This is a genomic window from Streptomyces sp. NPDC031365 (assembly GCF_055569765.1).
On sequence record NZ_JBVIIM010000001.1, the window covers coordinates 424,510 to 442,725 of the forward strand.

Annotated in this window: 17 protein-coding genes; 8 read left to right on the top strand and 9 right to left on the bottom strand. The window is 72.0% G+C overall.

Going from position 1 to position 18,216, the window contains the following annotated elements:
* Positions 1–88 precede the first annotated feature (88 nt).
* Both ACZ5C2_RS02040 and ACZ5C2_RS02045 read right to left on the bottom strand, forming a co-directional pair.
* Positions 89–355 (bottom strand): type II toxin-antitoxin system RelE family toxin, encoded by a 267-nt coding sequence (locus tag ACZ5C2_RS02040; protein WP_468785495.1) that lies wholly within the window; start codon positions 353–355, stop codon positions 89–91.
* Positions 348–614 (bottom strand): type II toxin-antitoxin system Phd/YefM family antitoxin, encoded by a 267-nt coding sequence (locus ACZ5C2_RS02045; RefSeq protein ID WP_468785497.1) that lies wholly within the window; start codon positions 612–614, stop codon positions 348–350. The genes ACZ5C2_RS02040 and ACZ5C2_RS02045 overlap by 8 nt, the downstream gene beginning before the upstream one ends.
* A 93-nt stretch (positions 615–707) precedes the next feature.
* Between ACZ5C2_RS02045 and ACZ5C2_RS02050 the strand changes: the two genes are divergently transcribed.
* Positions 708–1,553: an EamA family transporter gene (locus tag ACZ5C2_RS02050; protein WP_468785776.1), complete on the top strand. Its 846-nt coding sequence runs from the start codon at positions 708–710 to the stop codon at positions 1,551–1,553.
* Positions 1,554–1,635: 82 nt separating this feature from the next.
* Complete coding sequence (locus ACZ5C2_RS02055) at positions 1,636–1,911, top strand: DUF1876 domain-containing protein (RefSeq protein WP_468785499.1); 276 nt, start codon at positions 1,636–1,638, stop codon at positions 1,909–1,911.
* Here ACZ5C2_RS02055 and ACZ5C2_RS02060 read toward each other — a convergent pair whose 3' ends face one another.
* The 4 genes from ACZ5C2_RS02060 to ACZ5C2_RS02075 form a co-directional block, all read right to left on the bottom strand.
* Positions 1,912–3,078 carry a serine hydrolase domain-containing protein gene (locus tag ACZ5C2_RS02060; protein ID WP_468785501.1) on the bottom strand — a complete coding sequence of 389 codons (1,167 nt, stop codon included), beginning with the start codon at positions 3,076–3,078 and terminating at the stop codon, positions 1,912–1,914.
* 103 nt (positions 3,079–3,181) lie between these two features.
* On the bottom strand, positions 3,182–3,940 hold the full coding sequence (locus ACZ5C2_RS02065) for an energy-coupling factor ABC transporter ATP-binding protein (protein WP_468785503.1): 759 nt from the start codon (positions 3,938–3,940) through the stop codon (positions 3,182–3,184).
* A gap of 205 nt (positions 3,941–4,145) precedes the next feature.
* Entirely contained in the window at positions 4,146–4,907 is a 762-nt protein-coding gene (gene cbiQ, locus ACZ5C2_RS02070) for a cobalt ECF transporter T component CbiQ (protein ID WP_468785505.1), read from the bottom strand.
* 1 nt (position 4,908) lies between these two features.
* Complete coding sequence (locus ACZ5C2_RS02075; RefSeq protein ID WP_468785507.1) at positions 4,909–5,979, bottom strand: energy-coupling factor ABC transporter permease; 1,071 nt, start codon at positions 5,977–5,979, stop codon at positions 4,909–4,911.
* Positions 5,980–6,190: 211 nt separating this feature from the next.
* Between ACZ5C2_RS02075 and ACZ5C2_RS02080 the strand changes: the two genes are divergently transcribed.
* Positions 6,191–6,553 (top strand): SsgA family sporulation/cell division regulator, encoded by a 363-nt coding sequence (locus ACZ5C2_RS02080; protein ID WP_468785509.1) that lies wholly within the window; start codon positions 6,191–6,193, stop codon positions 6,551–6,553.
* An 84-nt stretch (positions 6,554–6,637) separates the two neighbouring features.
* Here ACZ5C2_RS02080 and ACZ5C2_RS02085 read toward each other — a convergent pair whose 3' ends face one another.
* The 3 genes from ACZ5C2_RS02085 to ACZ5C2_RS02095 form a co-directional block, all read right to left on the bottom strand.
* A complete protein-coding gene (locus tag ACZ5C2_RS02085; RefSeq protein ID WP_468785511.1) occupies positions 6,638–8,302 on the bottom strand; it encodes a penicillin-binding transpeptidase domain-containing protein in 1,665 nt (554 codons plus the stop codon).
* Between the two features lie 126 nt (positions 8,303–8,428).
* The gene (locus ACZ5C2_RS02090) at positions 8,429–10,069 is read right to left on the bottom strand and encodes a penicillin-binding transpeptidase domain-containing protein (protein ID WP_468785513.1); all 1,641 of its coding nucleotides are present in this window, start codon (positions 10,067–10,069) and stop codon (positions 8,429–8,431) included.
* Positions 10,070–10,232: 163 nt separating this feature from the next.
* The gene (locus ACZ5C2_RS02095; protein WP_468785515.1) at positions 10,233–11,978 is read right to left on the bottom strand and encodes a dolichyl-phosphate-mannose--protein mannosyltransferase; all 1,746 of its coding nucleotides are present in this window, start codon (positions 11,976–11,978) and stop codon (positions 10,233–10,235) included.
* 85 nt (positions 11,979–12,063) lie between these two features.
* Between ACZ5C2_RS02095 and rsmI the strand changes: the two genes are divergently transcribed.
* The 5 genes from rsmI to ACZ5C2_RS02120 all read left to right on the top strand — a co-directional run bounded on the left by rsmI (position 12,064) and on the right by ACZ5C2_RS02120 (position 18,130).
* Entirely contained in the window at positions 12,064–12,936 is an 873-nt protein-coding gene (gene rsmI / locus ACZ5C2_RS02100; protein ID WP_468785517.1) for a 16S rRNA (cytidine(1402)-2'-O)-methyltransferase, read from the top strand.
* A 278-nt stretch (positions 12,937–13,214) separates the two neighbouring features.
* Positions 13,215–14,096, top strand: a complete 882-nt coding sequence (locus tag ACZ5C2_RS02105) for a TatD family hydrolase (protein ID WP_468785519.1) — start codon at positions 13,215–13,217, stop codon at positions 14,094–14,096.
* 296 nt (positions 14,097–14,392) lie between these two features.
* Positions 14,393–15,274, top strand: coding sequence for a 16S rRNA (adenine(1518)-N(6)/adenine(1519)-N(6))-dimethyltransferase RsmA (gene rsmA / locus ACZ5C2_RS02110; protein ID WP_468785521.1), 882 nt, complete (start codon positions 14,393–14,395; stop codon positions 15,272–15,274).
* Positions 15,271–16,167: a 4-(cytidine 5'-diphospho)-2-C-methyl-D-erythritol kinase gene (locus ACZ5C2_RS02115; RefSeq protein WP_468785523.1), complete on the top strand. Its 897-nt coding sequence runs from the start codon at positions 15,271–15,273 to the stop codon at positions 16,165–16,167. Before rsmA ends, ACZ5C2_RS02115 begins: the two co-directional genes overlap by 4 nt.
* Positions 16,168–16,321: 154 nt before the next feature.
* Entirely contained in the window at positions 16,322–18,130 is a 1,809-nt protein-coding gene (locus tag ACZ5C2_RS02120) for an ABC-F family ATP-binding cassette domain-containing protein (protein ID WP_468785525.1), read from the top strand.
* Positions 18,131–18,216 lie beyond the last annotated feature (86 nt).

Consider the following 18,216-nt stretch of genomic DNA (forward strand, 5'->3'; position numbering starts at 1 on the left):
ACCGGCCGGTGAGGGCTCCGTGGGGACGGGGCGCCCTCACCGGCTTCCCTCGTACGGCCGGAGCTGCGGGGAGTCCCGGGACCCGGCGTCAGGTGCCGTATACCGTGGAGCGGTGACCGACGTGAACGACCCAGACCGTCAACTCCCCGTTGTCGATCGTGTAGATGACGGGGTAATCGCCCACACGGAGTCGGCGCCGGTCGGGCTGGGAGACGAGTGCTGTGGTGTGGAAGCCGAGGGGGTCGGTTTCCAGTTCCGTCAGCTTGACCAGAATCCGGAGTGCCAAGTCCCGGGGTATCTTGCGAAGCTCCGCCTGAGCCTCCGGCCGGAAGACAGCGCGGTATGCGTTACTCACCGCGCTCCAGCGTTTCCCTCATGACGTCCTCGATCGGGATGCCTGCCACCCGGTTCGCCATGCGCTCGTCGATGATCCGGTTGATCTCGCGCTCTTCCCAGTCCTGGTACTTGCGAAGGACCTCGATCGACACGATCGCGGCCACCTGCTTGCCACGTCGGGTAATGACCGTGGGCGTGCCCTCGCGATCGGCTCGCTCGACCACCTCGGCCAGGTGGGCGCGCACGTCACGGATGGACTCTATGGGCATCTGCGTCATGCACCAACAGTACGCGGTGTCGCAAGTGTACACAAAGGCTCGCTGTCAGTGGTGTCCACGGTCACCCCTGGGTGGCTGGCGCGGGCGCACTCCGTGACCCCGCTGGTGGCCGTGGCCGTCCTGCTCGCCGCGGTCACCCATGCGAGCTGGAACGCCATCGCGCACAGGATCACCGACAAGCTCGTCGGGTTCACGCTGATCTCCGGCGGCGGGCTGCTGATCGGGCTGGCGACGGTACCCTTCGTGCCGTTCCCGGCGGCCGGGGCATGGGCGTACCTTCTCTGCTCGGCCGCGATCCACATCGCGTACTACGCGCTGCTGATGAAGTCCTTCCGGCTCGGCGACTTCGGCCAGGCGTATCCCCTCGCCAGGGGTACCGCGCCCCTGGTCGTCACGGTGCTGGCCGCCGTGTTCGCGCACGAGGTGCCGGACGGCTGGGCCAGCGCAGGAATCGCCCTGTCCTGCGCGGGACTGACCGGGGTGGCCCTGTGGGGGCTGCGAGGGCACCGGCCCGACTGGGCGGCCATCGGAGCGGCCCTCGCGACCGGGCTGACCATCGCCGTGTACACGGTCGTCGACGGGCTCGGCGTACGCGCCTCCGGATCGTCGTTCGGCTACATCGCCTGGCTGATGGCGGTGCAGGGCACGGTGATCCCGGCGTACGCCCTCTGGCGCTGGCGACGGGAGACGGCCGCCCGGCTGCGGCCGCACGCCGGACTCGGACTCCTCGGCGCCGCACTGTCCGTCTCCGCCTACGCCCTCGTCCTGTGGGCCCAGACCCGCGCGGCACTCGCACCCGTAGCGGCCCTGCGGGAGTCGTCGATCATCGTGGGCGCCGCGATCGGGGCCCTGTTCTTCAAGGAGCGGTTCGGTGCGCCGCGCATCGCCGCGGCCGGGCTGCTGGTCGTCGGGATCGGGCTGGTGCTGCGCGCGGGGTAGGTGCCCCTTTCCGGGGCGTGGGCGGGTGCACGGGAGCGGCACGAGGAGCACCCTGGAATCAGGTAATCCGGAGGTGATCGTCATGATGCACACCGCAGTGGGATGGCATGTGGAGCTGGAGTTCGCGGAGGACGACCGGCACACGCGCGCGGTCGCGCTGGTGCGGCTGCCCGACGGGACCGAGGTACGGGCCAACGGGCACGCGAGCCGGCACCACACCGACTCCCATCAGCCCAGGGTCGGGGAGGAGATCGCCGGCGCACGGGCACTGAACGAACTCGCCATGCAGATGCTGACCAAGGCGCACGGCGAGATCGACGACGCGTCGGGGCGGACGTCTCACCCGATCCACGTCTGATCAGGCGGTCAGCGACCGCCGTACCGCCCGTATCAGGGCCTGGGCCCTGGGGTCCGCCGTCACCGTCCTGCGGAAGCCGTTGGTGACATAGCCGAAGGCGATGCCCGACTCCGGGTCGGCGAAGCCGAGGGAGCCGCCGCGGCCGGGATGGCCGAAGGACCCCGGGGCCAGGAAGGGGGAGGCACTGCCGTGCAGCATGTAGCCGAGGCCGAAGCGGGTGCCGACGACCAGGACACGGTCGGGGCCCGCCGACTCCTCGGCGCGGGCGTGCTCGACGGTGGCCGGGGCGAGGAGGCGGATGCCGTCGACCGGGCCGATGAGTGAGGCGTAGAAGCGGGCCAGGCCGTCCGCCGTCGCGACTCCGTTCGCGGCCGGCAGGGCCGCCGCGTGGAACGCCGGGTCGTTCTGGTCCGGGAAGGGAGTGATCGCCGCGAAGGCGCGGCGGGTGAGGGAGGACCGGTCGGCGTAGGCGTCGCTGACCGAGCGCTTGGGGCGGGCGCGGAGCGCGCCGGACGGCTCGGGCCCCTCGATCCGGCCGACCGTACCGACGCGGTGGGCCTCGGCGTCCGGCAGTCCGACCCAGAGGTCCAGGCCCAGCGGGCCGGCGATCTCCGACGCGATCCACTCGCCCGAACCCCGCCCGGTGAGGCGGCGCACCAGTCCGTCGAGCAGCCAGCCGTAGGTCAGCGCGTGGTAGCCGTGGTCCGTGCCCGGCTCCCACACGGGGGGCTGGGCGGCGACCGCCTCGGCGGCCCGCCACGGGTCGGCCGCCTCGCCGAAGGTGAGCGGGTGGTCGAGGACCGGCAGCCCGGCGCGGTGGTTCAGTAGGTGACGGACCAGCAGCCGTTGCCTGCCGCGCGCCTTGAACTCCGGCCAGTAGGTGCCGACCGGTGCGTCCAGGTCCAGCTCGCCGCGCTGGTGCAGCAGCAGGAGTACGGCGGCGGCGACCCCTTTGGTCGCCGAGCGCACAACCTGGGCGGTGTCCCGCCGCCACGGCTCGGTGCCGTCGACGTCCTTCACCCCGGCCCACAGGTCGACGACCCTGCGCCCGTCCCGGTACACGGCGACGGCCGCGCCCCGGTCCCCGAGCCGGTCGAAGTTCCGCGCGAACGCCTCCCGGACCGGCTCGAAGCCCTCGGCCACCGTGCCGTGCACGTCGACGTCCACGTTCCTGTCGGTCCTTCCGCTCGCCTGCGCCGCTCACCTTCGGCACCGGGTCCAACAGTGCCTGCCCGCCTGCGATTCCTGGGTGGAGGGACGGGCACGATCGTTATGAACGGCCGGGCGCGGCCGGTACCGTGCGCGGATCGAAGCCGTACGGCAGCTCCAGACGGTGGGCGCGCATCAGCGCGTCGTCGGAGAGCAGGTCCGCCGTGGTGCCGTCCGCCGCGATCACCCCGTCGCTGAGGATCAGCGAACGCGGGCACAGTTCGAGCGCGTACGGCAGATCGTGCGTGACCATCAGGACGGTGACGTCCAACGAGCGGAGGATGTCGGCGAGTTCGCGGCGGGAGGCGGGGTCGAGGTTGGAGGACGGCTCGTCCAGGACCAGGATCTCCGGCTCCATCGCCAGTACGGTCGCCACGGCCACCCGGCGCCGCTGGCCGAAGGAGAGGTGGTGCGGCGGGCGGTCCTTGAACTCCGCCATACCGACCAGACCCAGCGCCCGCTCCACCCGCTCCTCCAGCTCGGGCCCCTTGAGCCCGGCCGCCGCCGGACCGAACGCGACGTCCTCGCGCACCGTCGGCATGAACAACTGGTCGTCGGGGTCCTGGAAGACGATGCCGACCCGGTGCCGGATCTCCGCCATGTGCCGCTTGCCGACCTCGAGCCCGGCCACCGTCACCGTGCCGGCGCCGCCGGTCAGGATGCCGTTGAGGTGGAGGACGAGGGTGGTCTTGCCGGCGCCGTTCGGGCCGAGCAACGCGACCCGCTCGCCGCGCGCGATCGAGAGGTCCACGCCGAACAGGGCCTGGTGGCCGTCGGGGTAGGCGAACGCGAGGCCGGAGACCTCCAGGGACGGTGTCATCGAAAACGCCTGCTTCCCAGCTTGCGGACGGGCATCGTCATCAACGGCGGGTGCGTGCGAGAGCCAAGCGTGCACCATCCCGGTGTCACTGCTGTCAACGGGCCTGCTTCCACCCGGCCGGCGTCGGTCGTGTCGGTCTCGGCCGCCCGCTGGGCGGTCGAGCGGCGTGAGCCGGGAATTCCCACGGCGGCCGGAGGGGGAGGATTCAAAGGGTCCATCCCAGCAAGCACACGACGAGAGCCGTACCCGGGAGCAGTGAAGCGTACGACCACTGCGCCCGGGACGCGGTCACCTCGTCGATCACCGGCATCGAACCGGCGTAGCCGCGGCTCACCATGGCCAGGTGCACCCGCTCGCCACGTTCGTAGGAGCGGATGAACAGCGCGCCCGCCGACTTGGCGAGGACGCCCCACTGCCTCACCCCGCGCGCCTCGAAGCCGCGGGACTCGCGGGCGATCCGCATGCGCCGCATCTCGTCGGTGATGACATCGCCGTAGCGGATCATGAAGGAGGCGATCTGCACCAGCAGCGGAGGCAGTCTCAGCCGCTGGAGGCCGAGGAGCAGCTCGCGCAGCTCGGTGGTGGAGGCGAGCAGGACCGAGGCGGCGACGCCCAGGGTGCCCTTGGCCAGCACGTTCCAGGCGCCCCACAGACCGTTCACGCTCAGTGACAGCCCGAGGACGTCGGTCCGCCCGCCCTCCGCCACGAACGGCAGGAGGACGGCGAAGGCGACGAACGGGACCTCGATCAGCAGCCGCTTGAGGAGGAAGGCGGCCGGGACGCGGGCGGCGTACGCGACGAGGGCGAGCAGACCCGCGTACACCGCGAACGCCCATATCGCCTCGCGCGGGGTCGACACGACCACGACCACGAAGGCGAAGACCGCGGCGAGCTTGGTGTGCGGCGGCAGGGCGTGCACGGGGGAGTGCCCGTGCCGGTAGAGCTTGTGTGCGTGACCCGCTCCCACGTCAGACGCTCGTGCCCGTGCTCGTGCCGCTGGGCGATGTGGCGTCGGCCTCCTCGCCCGTACGCCGTCTGCGGACCGCCCAGAACACGCCGGTGCCCGCGACGACCGTCACGCCGACGCCGATCACGCCCGCCAGGCCACCGGACAGTCGTGCGTCGTCGACGTCCTGGACGCCGTAGTCGGCCAGCGGGGAGTCGGCGTTCGCGTGTTCCCGGGCCTTCTCGTCGATGCCGTGGTCCCCGGCGACCTTCTCCAGGCCGTCGGGGCTCGCGGAGGCGTAGAAGCTGACGAAACCGGCGAGGACCAGCGAGGTGACCAGTCCGGTGATCCAGACCCTCTTCCGGGAGCGAGCGGCGACCGGTACCGGCTGGGTGGTGTCGGGGGCGTCGACCAGTTCGCCGTTCACCCGCAGCCTGAGCCTCTGCCGCAGCCCGCGCGCCCCGTGCACCAGGTCCGGGCGCACCGCGACGACCGCTCCGACGGTCAGGGCGGTGATCACGGCCTCGCCCAGGCCGATGACGAGGTGCACGCCCACCATGGCGGTGGCGACCTTGCCGATCGAGACGTCGGTGGTGCCGCCGACCGCGTACAGCAGCGTGAAGACGACCGCGGAGGCGGGGACGGAGACCAGGGCGGCGACGAAGGACGCGGCGGTCACCGAGCGGCGGGTGCGCGGAAGTACCTTCACCAGCCCGCGGAAGAGCGGGTAGGCGACGATCGCCGTGGTGATCGCCATGGTGGTGATGTTCACGCCGAGTGCGGTCAGTCCTCCGTCGGCGAAGAGGACGGCCTGCATCAGCAGGACGACGGAGACACACAGGACCCCGGTGCAGGGGCCGACGAGTATCGCGGCGAGGGCGCCGCCGAGCAGATGGCCGCTGGTGCCCGCCCCGACGGGGAAGTTCAGCATCTGTACGGCGAAGATGAACGCCGCCACCAGCCCGGCCAGCGGCGCGGTGCGCTCGTCGAGTTCCCGGCGCGCGCCGCGCAGGCTCACGGCGATCGCGCCGGCGGCGACTGCTCCGGCCGCGGCGGACACGGGGGCGTTGATGAATCCGTCAGGTGCGTGCACGGACTCGATGATGGGGCCAGTTGCAAATGGTTCGCAAGAGCGAGTGACTTGTATTACTTCCCGCACCGCTCGCCCGTGCCGCTCGCGCGACTCATCTGTGACGTTCGCCACTCGGAAGCGCGGATTCCGGAAGGGGTGCACGATGGGACGGGGGGTGGGTATACGAGGTACACGCCTTTCTGCCGGATCACGCAGCGTAAGGGGCCCACCGATGTCCGTAGTCGAGCAGTACGCGCGAGTCCACATCGTCACGGATGCGGACCCCCAGCCGGAGAACAGCGGGGCCGTCACCGTGGTGCTGCGGTACGACCCCGAGAACGATCCCCGGTGCGTACGGCTCGCGCTGCCCGGCGCCGTGCCCCGCGAGTGGGCCGTGGAGCGGGAACTGCTGGAGCGGGGCCTGCGCGCCCCCGTGGCCGACGGCGGGATACGGGTGTGGCCGTGCGGCCGGGTACAGGCCGTGGTGGAGTTCCACACCCGCCAGGGTGTCTCGGTGGTGGAGTTCGAGACCAAGACCCTGACCCGGTTCCTGCGTCGTACGTACGTCGCCGCCGCGCAACCGGTTCCGCACTGACCGCAACCGGTTCCGCACCGGCCCCTTCTTCGCCTGTCGCTCAGCCGCCGCCAGGCCGCCGCTCAGCCGCCGCCAGGCCGCCGCTCAGCCGCCGTGCCGCAGCAGCGCCGCCACCATCGGACCGGCCGTCGAACCGCCGTGGCCGCCCTGCTGCACCACACCGGCGGCCGCCAGGTCCCCGCGGTACGCCGTGAACCAGCCGTTGGGCTTCTTCTGGCCGTCGACCTCGGCCGACCCGGTCTTCGCGCCCCGGTCACCGCTCACCGAGGCCATCGCCTCCGCCGCCGTGCCGGACGTGGCCGTGTACGACATCAGCTCCCGCAGCTGCGCCAGCGTGCCGGGCGACAGGGTCCGCGAGGCCGTCGCCAGCTCGCGCCCGTCGACCTCCGGCGAGACCAGGTAGGGCTGGTGGAACACGCCCGCCTTGACCGTCGCCGACACCGACGCCATGTTCAGCGGGTTCATCCGCACCCCGCCCTGGCCTATCAGGGAGGCGCCCATCGGGGCGTCCGACTGCACCGGCACCGAGCCGTCGAAGGTCGGCACACCCACCTGCCAGTCGTTCATCCCCAGCCCGAACACCTGCTGGGCGTGCCGGGTCAGGTCGGCGTCCTTCAGCTCGGGTGCCTGACTGATGAAGGCCGTGTTGCAGGAGCGGGCGAAGCTCGCCCGGAACGTGCCGCCCTTGATCTCGAACTTGTCCAGGTTCTGGAACTTCCAGCCGCCGTAGCTGAAGTACTTCGGGCACGGATGCTTGTCGTCCATCGAGGCGAGGCCCTTCTCGATCAGCATCGAGGCGGTGATCACCTTCATCGTGGAGCCCGGGGCCAGCGAACCCTGGAACGCGGTGTTGAAGCCGCGCGAGGAGTTGGCCACCGCGAGTATCTCGCCGGTCGACGGACGCAGCACCACCACCGACGCCCGCTTCTTCTGCGCCACCTGCGCCTCGGCGGCGGCCTGCAGGGACGGGTCCAGGGTTGTCGGCACCGTGCCCGGCGTGCCCTCGCTCAGCTCCAGCAGCGTCCTGTCGGACAGCTTCGCCTTCTCCGAGGCCTTGCCGCGCACGATCCGCAGCTCGACACCGGCCTCGCCGCCCGCCTTCTCGCCGTACTTCTCCCGCAGCCCGTCCAGCACCGACCCGAGGGACGGGTACTTCTCGGCGGTCAGCTCACCGCCGTCCCGGTCCAGCGCCTTGACCGGCGGGGTGCCCGCCTCGCCGGTGACGAGCCGGTCGCCGTCCCTGAGGTCGGGATGCACGACCTCGGGCCGCCAGTCGACCAGCGGCTCACCGTCCCCTGACCGGCGTACGACGGTCAGCGCGCTGTCGTAGGTCAGCGGCTCGACGGTGTTCTTGTACGACACCGTGCCCTTCAGGGAGAAGGGGACCTGTCCGCCGGTGGCGGTGCCCGGGGTGAGGGTGACGTTCTTGATCCGGGCGTCCTTGGCGTGGGCGGTGAGCAGGGCGGTGGCGGCCTCCGGGTCGTCCGTGGCGGCGGCCGCCTCGGACACCTTGCCCGCCCCCCAGGCGGTGAGGAAGCGTTCGGCCGCGGCGGTGACCTCGGTGGCGGACAGCGGCCCGGTCCTGACGTCCCGCGCGGCGGTCGTGCGGGGGCCGTCATCGGCGGCGGCACCGCCCCCGAGCAGCGCGTAGGCGCCGAAACCGCCACCGGCGACGACCACGGCGATCACTCCGCCGACCACGGCGGGCCGCGTCTTCCGCCGCTCACCGGCGCGCACTCTGTTCCCCACTGGTTCCCGTTCCTCCGCTGCCCGCCGGGCTCCCCGTGACCCGCGTGGCGCTCATGGCCCCTCATGGCGCTTCCCCGCGCGCCGACGACGGCACCACCCTAAAGTCCCGTCAACCCCGTGACGCGATCAGCCGGCTGCTCGTAGCACGGCTGCGACAATCGGGCCGGCCGCGTCGCCGCCGTGGCCGCCCTGCTGGGCCATGGCCGCCGCCGCGACGTCGTTCCGGAAGCCGGTGAACCAACTGTCCGCCGTGGCGTTGCCGTCGACCTCGGCCGACCCGGTCTTCGCGCCGATGTCGCCGCCGAGGCCGGACATGGCCTTCTGGGCGGTGCCCTGGGTGGCGGTCAGCCGCATCATCTGCTTCACCTGGGCGGCGGTGCCCGCCGGCAGGCCCTTGGCCCGCGCCAGCTGCCGGCCGTCGAGGTCCGGGGAGACGAGATACGGCTGGCGGAAGCTGCCGGTGATGGCGGTGGCCGTCACCGACGCCATGTTCAGCGGGTTCATCTGCACCTGGCCCTGGCCGATGGCGTTCGCCGCCTGGTCCGGGCCGCCGACCGCGGGCACGCTGCCGTCGAAGGAGGCGATGCCCGTCTTCCAGTCGTCCCGGCCCAGCCCGAACCGCTCCTGCGCCTCGCGGGTGAGGGACTCCGTGGTGAGTGGCTGCTCGTCGACGAGCTTGACGAAGGCCGTGTTGCAGGAGCGCAGGAAGCTGTTGGCGAGGGTGGCGCCCTCGTTCGGCTCCATGCCGGTGAGGTTCTTGAAGGTCTGGCTCTGCCACACGGCGCTGGGCGGACAGGGCGCCGGGCCGTTCATCGAGGTCACGCCGTTGTCGATGAGCATCGCGGCGGTGACGATCTTCATCGTGGAGCCGGGGGCGGCCTGGCCCTGGAAGGCCGCGTTGAACCCGTCCTCACGGTGGTTGGCCACCGCCAGCACCTCGCCGGTACTCGGCTTCACAGCCACCACCGACGACTCGGCGAACCCCTTCACCGCCTTCTCGGCCGCCGCCTGCGCCCCGGCGCTGAGGGTGGTGCGCAGCTTGCCCGGCCTGCCCTCGGCCAGGGTCAGCAGCGAGCTGTCCGCGGCGGCCTCGCCCGCGGCCCCTTCGGCGTGCCGGACCACCAGCTCGACACCCGGCGTGCCGCCGGCCTTCGCGCCGTACTTCTGGCGCAGGGTGTCCAGGATCGGGCCGAGAGAGGGGTACTTCTCCTTGGTCAGCACCGTGCCGTCACGGTCCACGGCCTCGATGGGCGGCTGCGCGGACTCCTCGGTGACGAGGGTGTCGCCGTCCTTCATGTCCGGGTGCACGACGGACGGCTTCCAGTCGACCAGCGCCCGCCCGGTGGTCTTTCCGCGGACCACGGTCAGCTCGCTCGCGTAGCTCAGCGGCTCCGACTTCCCGTCGAAGCTGACGGTCGCCTTGACGGTGAACGGGACGGTGGTGCCGGCGGCCGTGCCGGGCGTGATCTCGACGTCGCCGATGTGCGCCTCCTCGCCGTACCCCGTCAGCAGCTCTCCGGCCTCCTGCGCGTTGTTGGTGTGCGACGCCGCCCGCTCCGCCTGCCCCTGCTCCCAGGCCCCGAAGAACGCCTCGGTCGTCTCCCTGACCTCGTCCTCGTCCGGCGGCCCGGACTGCTTCGTCCCCGACGCCCCGCTGCCCCCGTCACCGCTCACGGCCGACACGACGTTGTAGGCCCCGTACCCGGCGCCTCCCACCATCAGAGCGAACACACCGCCTATGACGGCGGTCCTGACCCCCTTGCCCATCGGGCGATCCCCTCCCCCCGCCGAACCCCCACGTCTTCTGAACGTGTTCAGAAAGCCCGACGCGTGAGCACTCTATGCGGTGGCAGTGCCGGCCGGGACGTCAGTTTCCGTTTGTTGTCCGAACGGAGACCGCGACCGTCAGGATCCGGACGGCACCCCCTGGCTAGACCCAGGTATCCAGCCACATCCGCGCCCGCCAGTCGTCGATCGGGATGGGGATGCCGGTGTGGATGGGCCAGAAGTAGATGAAGTTCCAGGCGATCAGCAGTGTCAGTACGCCCGCCGCCGTCGCGCCCGCCACGCGGCGGGTGTCGCCGGAGCGGGGTGGGCCGACGAGGGCGCCCAGGAGCATCGCCACGGCCAGGCACAGGAAGGGCAGGAAGACGATGGCGTAGAAGAAGAAGATCGTGCGTTCCTGGTAGAGGAACCACGGGGCGTAGCCCGCCGCGATGCCGCAGGCGATGGCGCCCGCCCGCCAGTCACGGCGGAAGAACCAGCGCCACAGGACGTACAGCAGGGCGAAACAGCCCACCCACCACAGCAGGGGCGTGCCGAGGGCCAGGACCTCCTGGGCGCACTTCTCGCCCGCGTCGGCGGGGCAGCCGTCCGTGCCGGGGGCGGGGGACTCGTAGAAGTACGACACCGGGCGGCCGGCGACGATCCAGCTCCACGGGTTGGACTCGTAGGTGTGGGGCGAGGACAGGCCGACATGGAACTCGTAGACCTGGTTCTCGTAGTGCCACAGGCTGCGCCACCAGTCGGGGAACAGCCAGGACCAGTCGCTGTTCCTGCCGTCCTTGACCGCCCAGTCGCGGTAATAGCCGCCCGTGCCGTCCGCCGGGGAGAGGATCCAGCCGGTCCAGGACGCGAAGTAGGTGACCAGCGCCACCGGCACCGTGGACAGGAACGCCCAGCCCAGATCCCGCTTCAGCACCGCCACCCTGGGGCGGCGGGCGCCGGCGACCCTGCGCGCGCCGACGTCCCAGAGCACCGCCAGCACACAGAACGCCGCCATGATGTACAGCGCGTTCCACTTGGTGCCGATCGCCAGCCCCAGCATCAGGCCGGCCGTCAGCCGCCAGGGCCGGAACCCGATCCGGGTGTTCTCGGCGGCCCCGGCGTCGGGCCGGGCCCGTCCGTCGGCGTCCACCGGCAGTGCGGCGGCCAGCTTCTCCCGGGCCCGGTCCCGGTCGACCACCAGGCAGCCGAACGCCGCGAGCACGAAGAACATCAGCACGCCGTCCAGCAACGCGGTCCGGCTCATCACGAAGTGCAGTCCGTCCACCGCCATCAGCGCGCCCGCGAGACAGCCGAGGAACGTGGAGCGGAACAGCCGCCGGCCGATCCGGCACAGCAGCAGCACGGAGAGCGTGCCCAGCAGCGCGGTCATGAACCGCCAGCCGAACGGGTCGAAGCCGAACATCAGCTCGCCCAGCCCGATGACGTACTTGCCGACCGGCGGATGCACCACGTACGCCGGGTCGGTGGGAATGGGGACGTCCCCGCCCGAGTTCAGGATCAGACGGTTGGCGTTCTTCTCCCAGTTGACCTCGAACCCGCGGTGGATCAGCGCCCACGCGTCCTTGGCGTAATACGTCTCGTCGAATATCACCGCCTTCGGGCTGCCCAGGTTCCAGAACCGCAGGACCCCCGCCAGCAGCGTGACCAGCAGTGGGCCGCCCCACGCCGACCAGCGCGTGATCCGCCGCGCGAGCGGCGGTGACACCCCGAGCGTCTCCCACAGCCGACCCGACGGCTCGGTGTACGGCGGGACCAGCCGGTCCCGGACATCGCCTCCGGGGCCCGATGCCCGGTAGCCGAAACGGCGCAGCCGCTGCTGCCACGTCTGCCGCTGGTCGAGCGGCGACTGCTCCTGCCGGGTGTCCATGGAGGACGCGGTACTGGTCACCGCGCCATCGTAGGGAACGGCGCTGTGTGAGTCCCGCGCATGGGCGGTATGCCCCGCCTCTGTCCACAACTGGGAGGATGGGGCCGTGACCGGAACCCTCGTACTCGCAGGCACCCCCATCGGCGACATCTCCGACGCGCCGCCCCGGCTCGCCGAGGAGCTGGCCGGCGCCGACGTGATCGCCGCCGAGGACACGCGGCGGCTGCGGCGGCTGACCCAGGCCCTCGGCGTCACACCCAAAGGCCGGGTCGTGTCGTACTTCGAGGGCAACGAGTCCGCTCGTACGCCCGAACTGGCCGAGGAACTGGTGGGCGGCGCGCGTGTCCTGCTGGTGACGGACGCCGGGATGCCGTCCGTGTCCGACCCCGGATACCGGCTGGTCGCCGCTGCCGTCGAGCGGGACGTCAAGGTCACCGCCGTGCCCGGACCGTCCGCCGTGCTCACCGCTCTCGCGCTGTCCGGGCTGCCCGTCGACCGGTTCTGCTTCGAGGGGTTCCTGCCCCGCAAGGCAGGGGAGCGGCTGGGGCGGCTGCGGGACGTCGCGGACGAGCGGCGCACCCTCGTCTACTTCGAGGCCCCGCACCGTCTCGACGACACCCTCGCCGCGATGGCCGAGGTCTTCGGGGCCGGGCGCCGGGCCGCCGTCTGCCGGGAGCTGACCAAGACGTACGAGGAGGTCCGGCGCGGCCCGCTGGCCGAGCTGGCCGCATGGGCGGCCGAGGGCGTGCGCGGGGAGATCACGGTCGTGGTCGAGGGCGCGCCGGAGAAGGGGACCGAGGAGGTCGACGCCGCCGAGCTGGTGCGCAGGGTGCGGGTGCGGGAGGAGGCGGGGGAGCGGCGCAAGGAGGCGATCGCGGCGGTGGCGGTGGCGGCGGGGGTGCCGAAGCGGCAGGTGTTCGACGCGGTGGTGGCGTCCAAGAACGCCGGGGAGGATTCCGGTTCCGGGGAACGCCGTTAGGGATGCGGTGCCGGGCGGGCTGACTTTTGTGGGGGCTTCTCGTGCGGTTCCCCGCGCCCCAGGGGGCGTGAAGCCGGACGTCGGTGAAGGGTTCGGGGACCTGTGGCAGACCACGGACGGATCGCTGCCCGTACTCGGTTTCCCCTCCCGCGCTCGTATCCGGTGAGGAGTCGCCTCCGCCGGGGCGCCGCCCACCGCGAGCGGCGGTGCCGGCCGCCGGGCCCGTCGGGGCACCGTGGAGTCCGGGGCGCCGGCACCGCTTCCGTAGGATCGGGGGCATGCCTGCGAACACCTCCGGCAAGAACGCCGCCCCACCGCTCCCGGAGCCCTTGCGGGTACCGGTCGCGGACTCGCACACCCACCTCGACATGCAGTCCGGCACGGTCGAGGAGGCCCTCGCCAAGGCGGCGTCGGTGGGCGTCACGACGGTGGTGCAGGTCGGCTGCGACCTCGAGGGGTCCCGGTGGGCGGCGCGGACGGCGGCGGTGCACGACGCCGTTCACGCGACGGTCGCGCTGCACCCCAACGAGGCCCCGCGGATCGTCCACGGGGACCCCGACGGCTGGTCCCGGCAGGGTGCCCGCGAGCCGGGCGGGGACGCGGGACTCGACGACGCGCTCGCCGAGATCGACCGGCTGGCCGCGCTGCCCCAGGTCAAGGGCGTCGGCGAGACGGGACTGGACTACTTCCGCACCGGACCGGAGGGCAAGGAGGCGCAGGAGCGGTCCTTCCGCGCCCACATCGAGATCGCCAAACGGCACGGCAAGACCCTGGTGATCCACGACCGTGACGCCCACACCGACGTCCTGCGCGTGCTGAAGGAGGAAGGCGCTCCCGAGCGCACCGTCTTCCACTGCTACTCCGGGGACGCCGGGATGGCGGAGATCTGCGCGGGCGCCGGCTACTACATGTCGTTCGCCGGCAACGTCACCTTCAAAAACGCGCGGAACCTGCGGGACGCGCTCGCCGTGGCCCCGCTGGAGCTGGTCCTGGTGGAGACCGACGCGCCGTTCCTCACCCCGGCGCCCTACCGCGGACGCCCCAACGCCCCCTACCTCGTGCCGGTCACGGTGCGTGCCATGGCGGCCGTCCGGGGCATCGACGAGGACACCCTGGCCACGGCCCTCGGGGCGAACACGGCCCGCGCCTTCGGCTACTGAGAAGCGCGCGACCCGGCCGGGCCGGACCACGCCTCCCCCACCGCACAAGCCTTCCTCGCACGGGCCACACACTCGTTCCAGAGCCACCGGCACCGGACTCCCGTGCCACCGCCGCGCACCCCCTCGCCCCTGTTCCGGCCAGCCGCCTCCGACGGGGTTCTGACCGTACGTGCGATCCCCGCACACCCGAACGGCCTTCCGCCGTGATCACCCGACCGGTGCAGGGGGAGCGCGCGTTCGACTCCGCGAGGGGTCGGGTGACCTGGGCCGCCCCGGCCGCCCCGTACCCTTGTCCCGTGACCAGCCCCACCCCCGACGCCCTCCTGGGCCCCGCCGACATCCGTGAACTGGCGGCCGCCCTCGGCGTGCGGCCCACCAAGCAGCGCGGCCAGAACTTCGTCATCGACGCCAACACGGTGCGCCGCATCGTCCGTACCGCCGAGGTCCGCCCCGACGACGTGGTCGTCGAGGTCGGACCGGGGCTCGGCTCGCTCACCCTGGGGCTGCTGGAGGCCGCCGACCGGGTCGTCGCCGTCGAGATCGACGACGCCCTGGCCGCCGCGCTGCCCGCGACCGTCGAGGCCCGCATGCCCGGGCGCGCCGACCGGTTCACGCTGGTCCACTCCGACGCGATGCACATCGGCGAGCTGCCCGGCCCCGCCCCGACCGCGCTGGTCGCCAACCTCCCCTACAACGTGGCCGTCCCGGTGCTGCTGCACATGCTCGAGACCTTCCCGAGCATCGAACGCACCCTCGTCATGGTCCAGTCGGAGGTCGCCGACCGGCTCGCCGCACCGCCCGGTTCGAAGGTGTACGGAGTGCCCTCGGTCAAGGCCAACTGGTACGCGTCGGTCAAGCGCGCCGGCGCCATCGGACGGAACGTCTTCTGGCCCGCGCCGAACGTCGACAGCGGTCTGGTCTCGCTGGTGCGCCGCACGGAGCCGCTGAAGACCAGTGCCTCACGGCGCGAGGTCTTCGCCGTCGTCGACGCGGCCTTCGCCCAGCGCCGCAAGACCCTGCGCGCCGCGCTCGCCGGGTGGGCGGGCTCGGCCGCCGCGGCGGAGGCGGCGCTGGTCGCGGCGGGTGTCTCGCCGCAGGCCCGCGGCGAGTCCCTGACCGTCGAGGAGTTCGCGCGCATCGCCGAGCACGCCGAGCACAAGGAGCCGGTCCAGCAGTGAGCGTCACCGTCCGCGTCCCCGCCAAGGTCAACGTGCAGCTCGCCGTCGGCGCGGCCCGCCCCGACGGCTACCACGACCTGGCCAACGTCTTCCTCGCGGTCGGCCTGTACGACGAGGTCACCGTCATCCCTTCGCCGGACGGGCTCCGGATCACCTGCGAGGGCCCGGACGCCGGTCAGGTCCCCCTGGACCGTACGAACCTCGCCGCCCGCGCCGCCCTGGTGCTCGCCGAGCGGTACGGCCGTGACGCGGACGTTCACATCCACATCGCCAAGGACATCCCCGTCGCCGGCGGCATGGCGGGCGGCAGCGCGGACGGAGCGGGCGCACTGCTCGCGTGCGACGCGCTGTGGGGGACGGGTGCCTCACGCGCGGAGCTCCTCGACATCTGCGCCGAGCTGGGCAGTGATGTGCCGTTCAGCCTGGTGGGAGGGGCGGCGCTGGGCACGGGGCGGGGCGAGAAGCTTTCGGAGCTGGAGGTGGGGGGCACCTTCCACTGGGTGTTCGCGATGGCCGCGGGAGGGCTGTCGACGCCATCGGTGTTCCGGGAGTTCGACCGGCTGGGGGAGGAGCGGGAGATTCCCGGACCCGTGGCCTCGCGGGAACTGCTCGACGCCCTGACCAAGGGCGACGTCGACGCGCTCGCCGCCACCGTCTCCAACGACCTTCAGCCGGCGGCGCTGTCACTGTTCCCCGAGCTGGCGGACACGCTGGCGGCGGGGCGTGCGGCGGGGGCACTCGCCTCGCTGGTGTCGGGGTCGGGGCCGACCACGGCGTTCCTGGCGCGGGACGCGGAATCGGCGGGGGCGATCGCCCATGCCCTGAGGACGTCGGGCACCTGCCGCACGGTGCGCACGGCGGCAGGCCCCGTGCCGGGTGCGACGGTCGTCTGAAGCGCTCAGGTGGACGGGATCCGGCTGCCTGCCCCCCAAGGGAGCCGCCCGTTGCCGATCACGTCATGACGAAGAGTGACGTCTCCTCGCGTCCCGGGCGCGTTCCGCCAGGGCCTACGCTGGAAAACTGATCGATCCACCGGGCAGGAGAAAAATGGCCGTCAATCTGGTCAATGTCGAGAACGTCAGCAAGGTGTACGGCACGCGTGCGCTGCTCGACGGGATTTCCCTCGGCGTCTCCGAGGGGGACCGGATCGGGGTGGTGGGGCGGAACGGGGACGGCAAGACGACGCTCATCCGGATGCTGGCCCGGCTGGAGGAGGCCGACACCGGGCGGGTGACGCACTCCGGTGGGCTGCGGACCGGGGTGCTCACCCAGCACGACTCCCTCGATCCCGGGGCGACCGTCCGGCATGAGGTCATCGGCGACATGGCCGACCACGAGTGGGCCGGGAACGCCAAGGTCAGGGACGTACTGACCGGGCTGTTCGGCGGGCTGGACCTGCCCGGGTTCCCCAAGGGCCTCGACACGGTCATCGGGCCGCTGTCCGGTGGGGAGCGGCGGCGGATCGCGCTCGCCAAGCTGCTCATCGAGGAGCAGGACCTGATCGTCCTCGACGAGCCCACCAACCACCTCGACGTCGAGGGCATCGCCTGGCTCGCCCGGCATCTGCCGGCCCGCCGGTCCGCGCTCGTCTGCGTCACCCACGACCGGTGGTTCCTCGACCAGGTCTGCACCCGCATGTGGGACGTGCAGCGCGGTGACGTGTACGAGTACGAGGGCGGCTACTCCGATTACGTCTTCGCCCGCGCGGAGCGGGAACGCATCGCCGCCACCGAGGAGGTCAAGCGGCAGAACCTGGTCCGCAAGGAACTGGCCTGGCTGCGGCGCGGTGCTCCCGCGCGGACGTCCAAGCCGCGGTTCCGCGTGGAGGCCGCCAACGAGCTCATCAAGGACGTTCCGCCGCCGCGCGACAGCAGCGAACTGATGAAGTTCGCCTCCTCGCGGCTGGGCAAGACGGTGTTCGATCTCGAGGACGTCACCGTTCAGGCCGGCCCCAAGGTGCTGCTCAAGCACGTCACCTGGCAGCTCGGGCCGGGCGACCGCATCGGTCTGGTCGGGGTCAACGGGGCCGGGAAGACGTCCCTGCTGCGGGCCATGGCGGAGGCCGCCCGGAGCGAGGGCGAGGTGCAGCCCGCGGGCGGTGGCATCCGTGTCGGCAAGACCGTCAAGCTCGCCTACCTGTCCCAGGAGGTCGCCGAACTCGACCCCGCCTGGCGGGTGCTCCAGGCCGTTCAGGCCGTGCGGGAGCGCGTCGACCTCGGCAAGGGCCGCGAGATGACCGCCGGCCAGCTGTGCGAGACCTTCGGGTTCGGCAAGGAGAAGCAGTGGACGCCGGTGGGGGACCTGTCGGGTGGTGAGCGGCGCAGGCTCCAGCTCCTTCGCCTCCTCATGGACGAGCCCAACGTGCTCTTCCTCGACGAGCCCACCAACGACCTCGACATCGAGACCCTCACCCAGCTCGAGGACGTCCTCGACGGCTGGCCAGGCTCCATGATCGTCATCTCCCACGACCGGTTCTTCCTCGAGCGCACCACCGACCGCGTGTTCGCCCTCCTCGGCGACGGCACCCTGCGGATGCTCCCGCGCGGCATCGACGAGTACCTGGAGCGCCGCCGGCGGATGGAGGAGGCCGCCGCCGCCTCCGTGCCGGCCGCGGTGACACAGGGTTGCGCACCGGAGAGGAGCGCCGCCGACCAGCGCGCCGCCAAGAAGGAACTGCAGAAGGTCGAGCGCCAGTTGGACAAGGTCTCCGAGAGGGAGGCCAAGCTCCACACGGCCATCGCCGAGAACGCCACCGACTTCGCGAAGGTGGCCGAACTGGACGCCGAACTGCGGGAGCTGTCCGGGCAGCGGGAGGCACTGGAGCTGCGCTGGCTGGAACTGGCGGAGGACGCCTGAGCCGTCCGTCCGGGGGCGTGCAGGGGGCGCGGGTGGCGTGAAGAGGGCGTGGAGGCGCGTAACGGGGGCATCACGGGCCGGTCCTC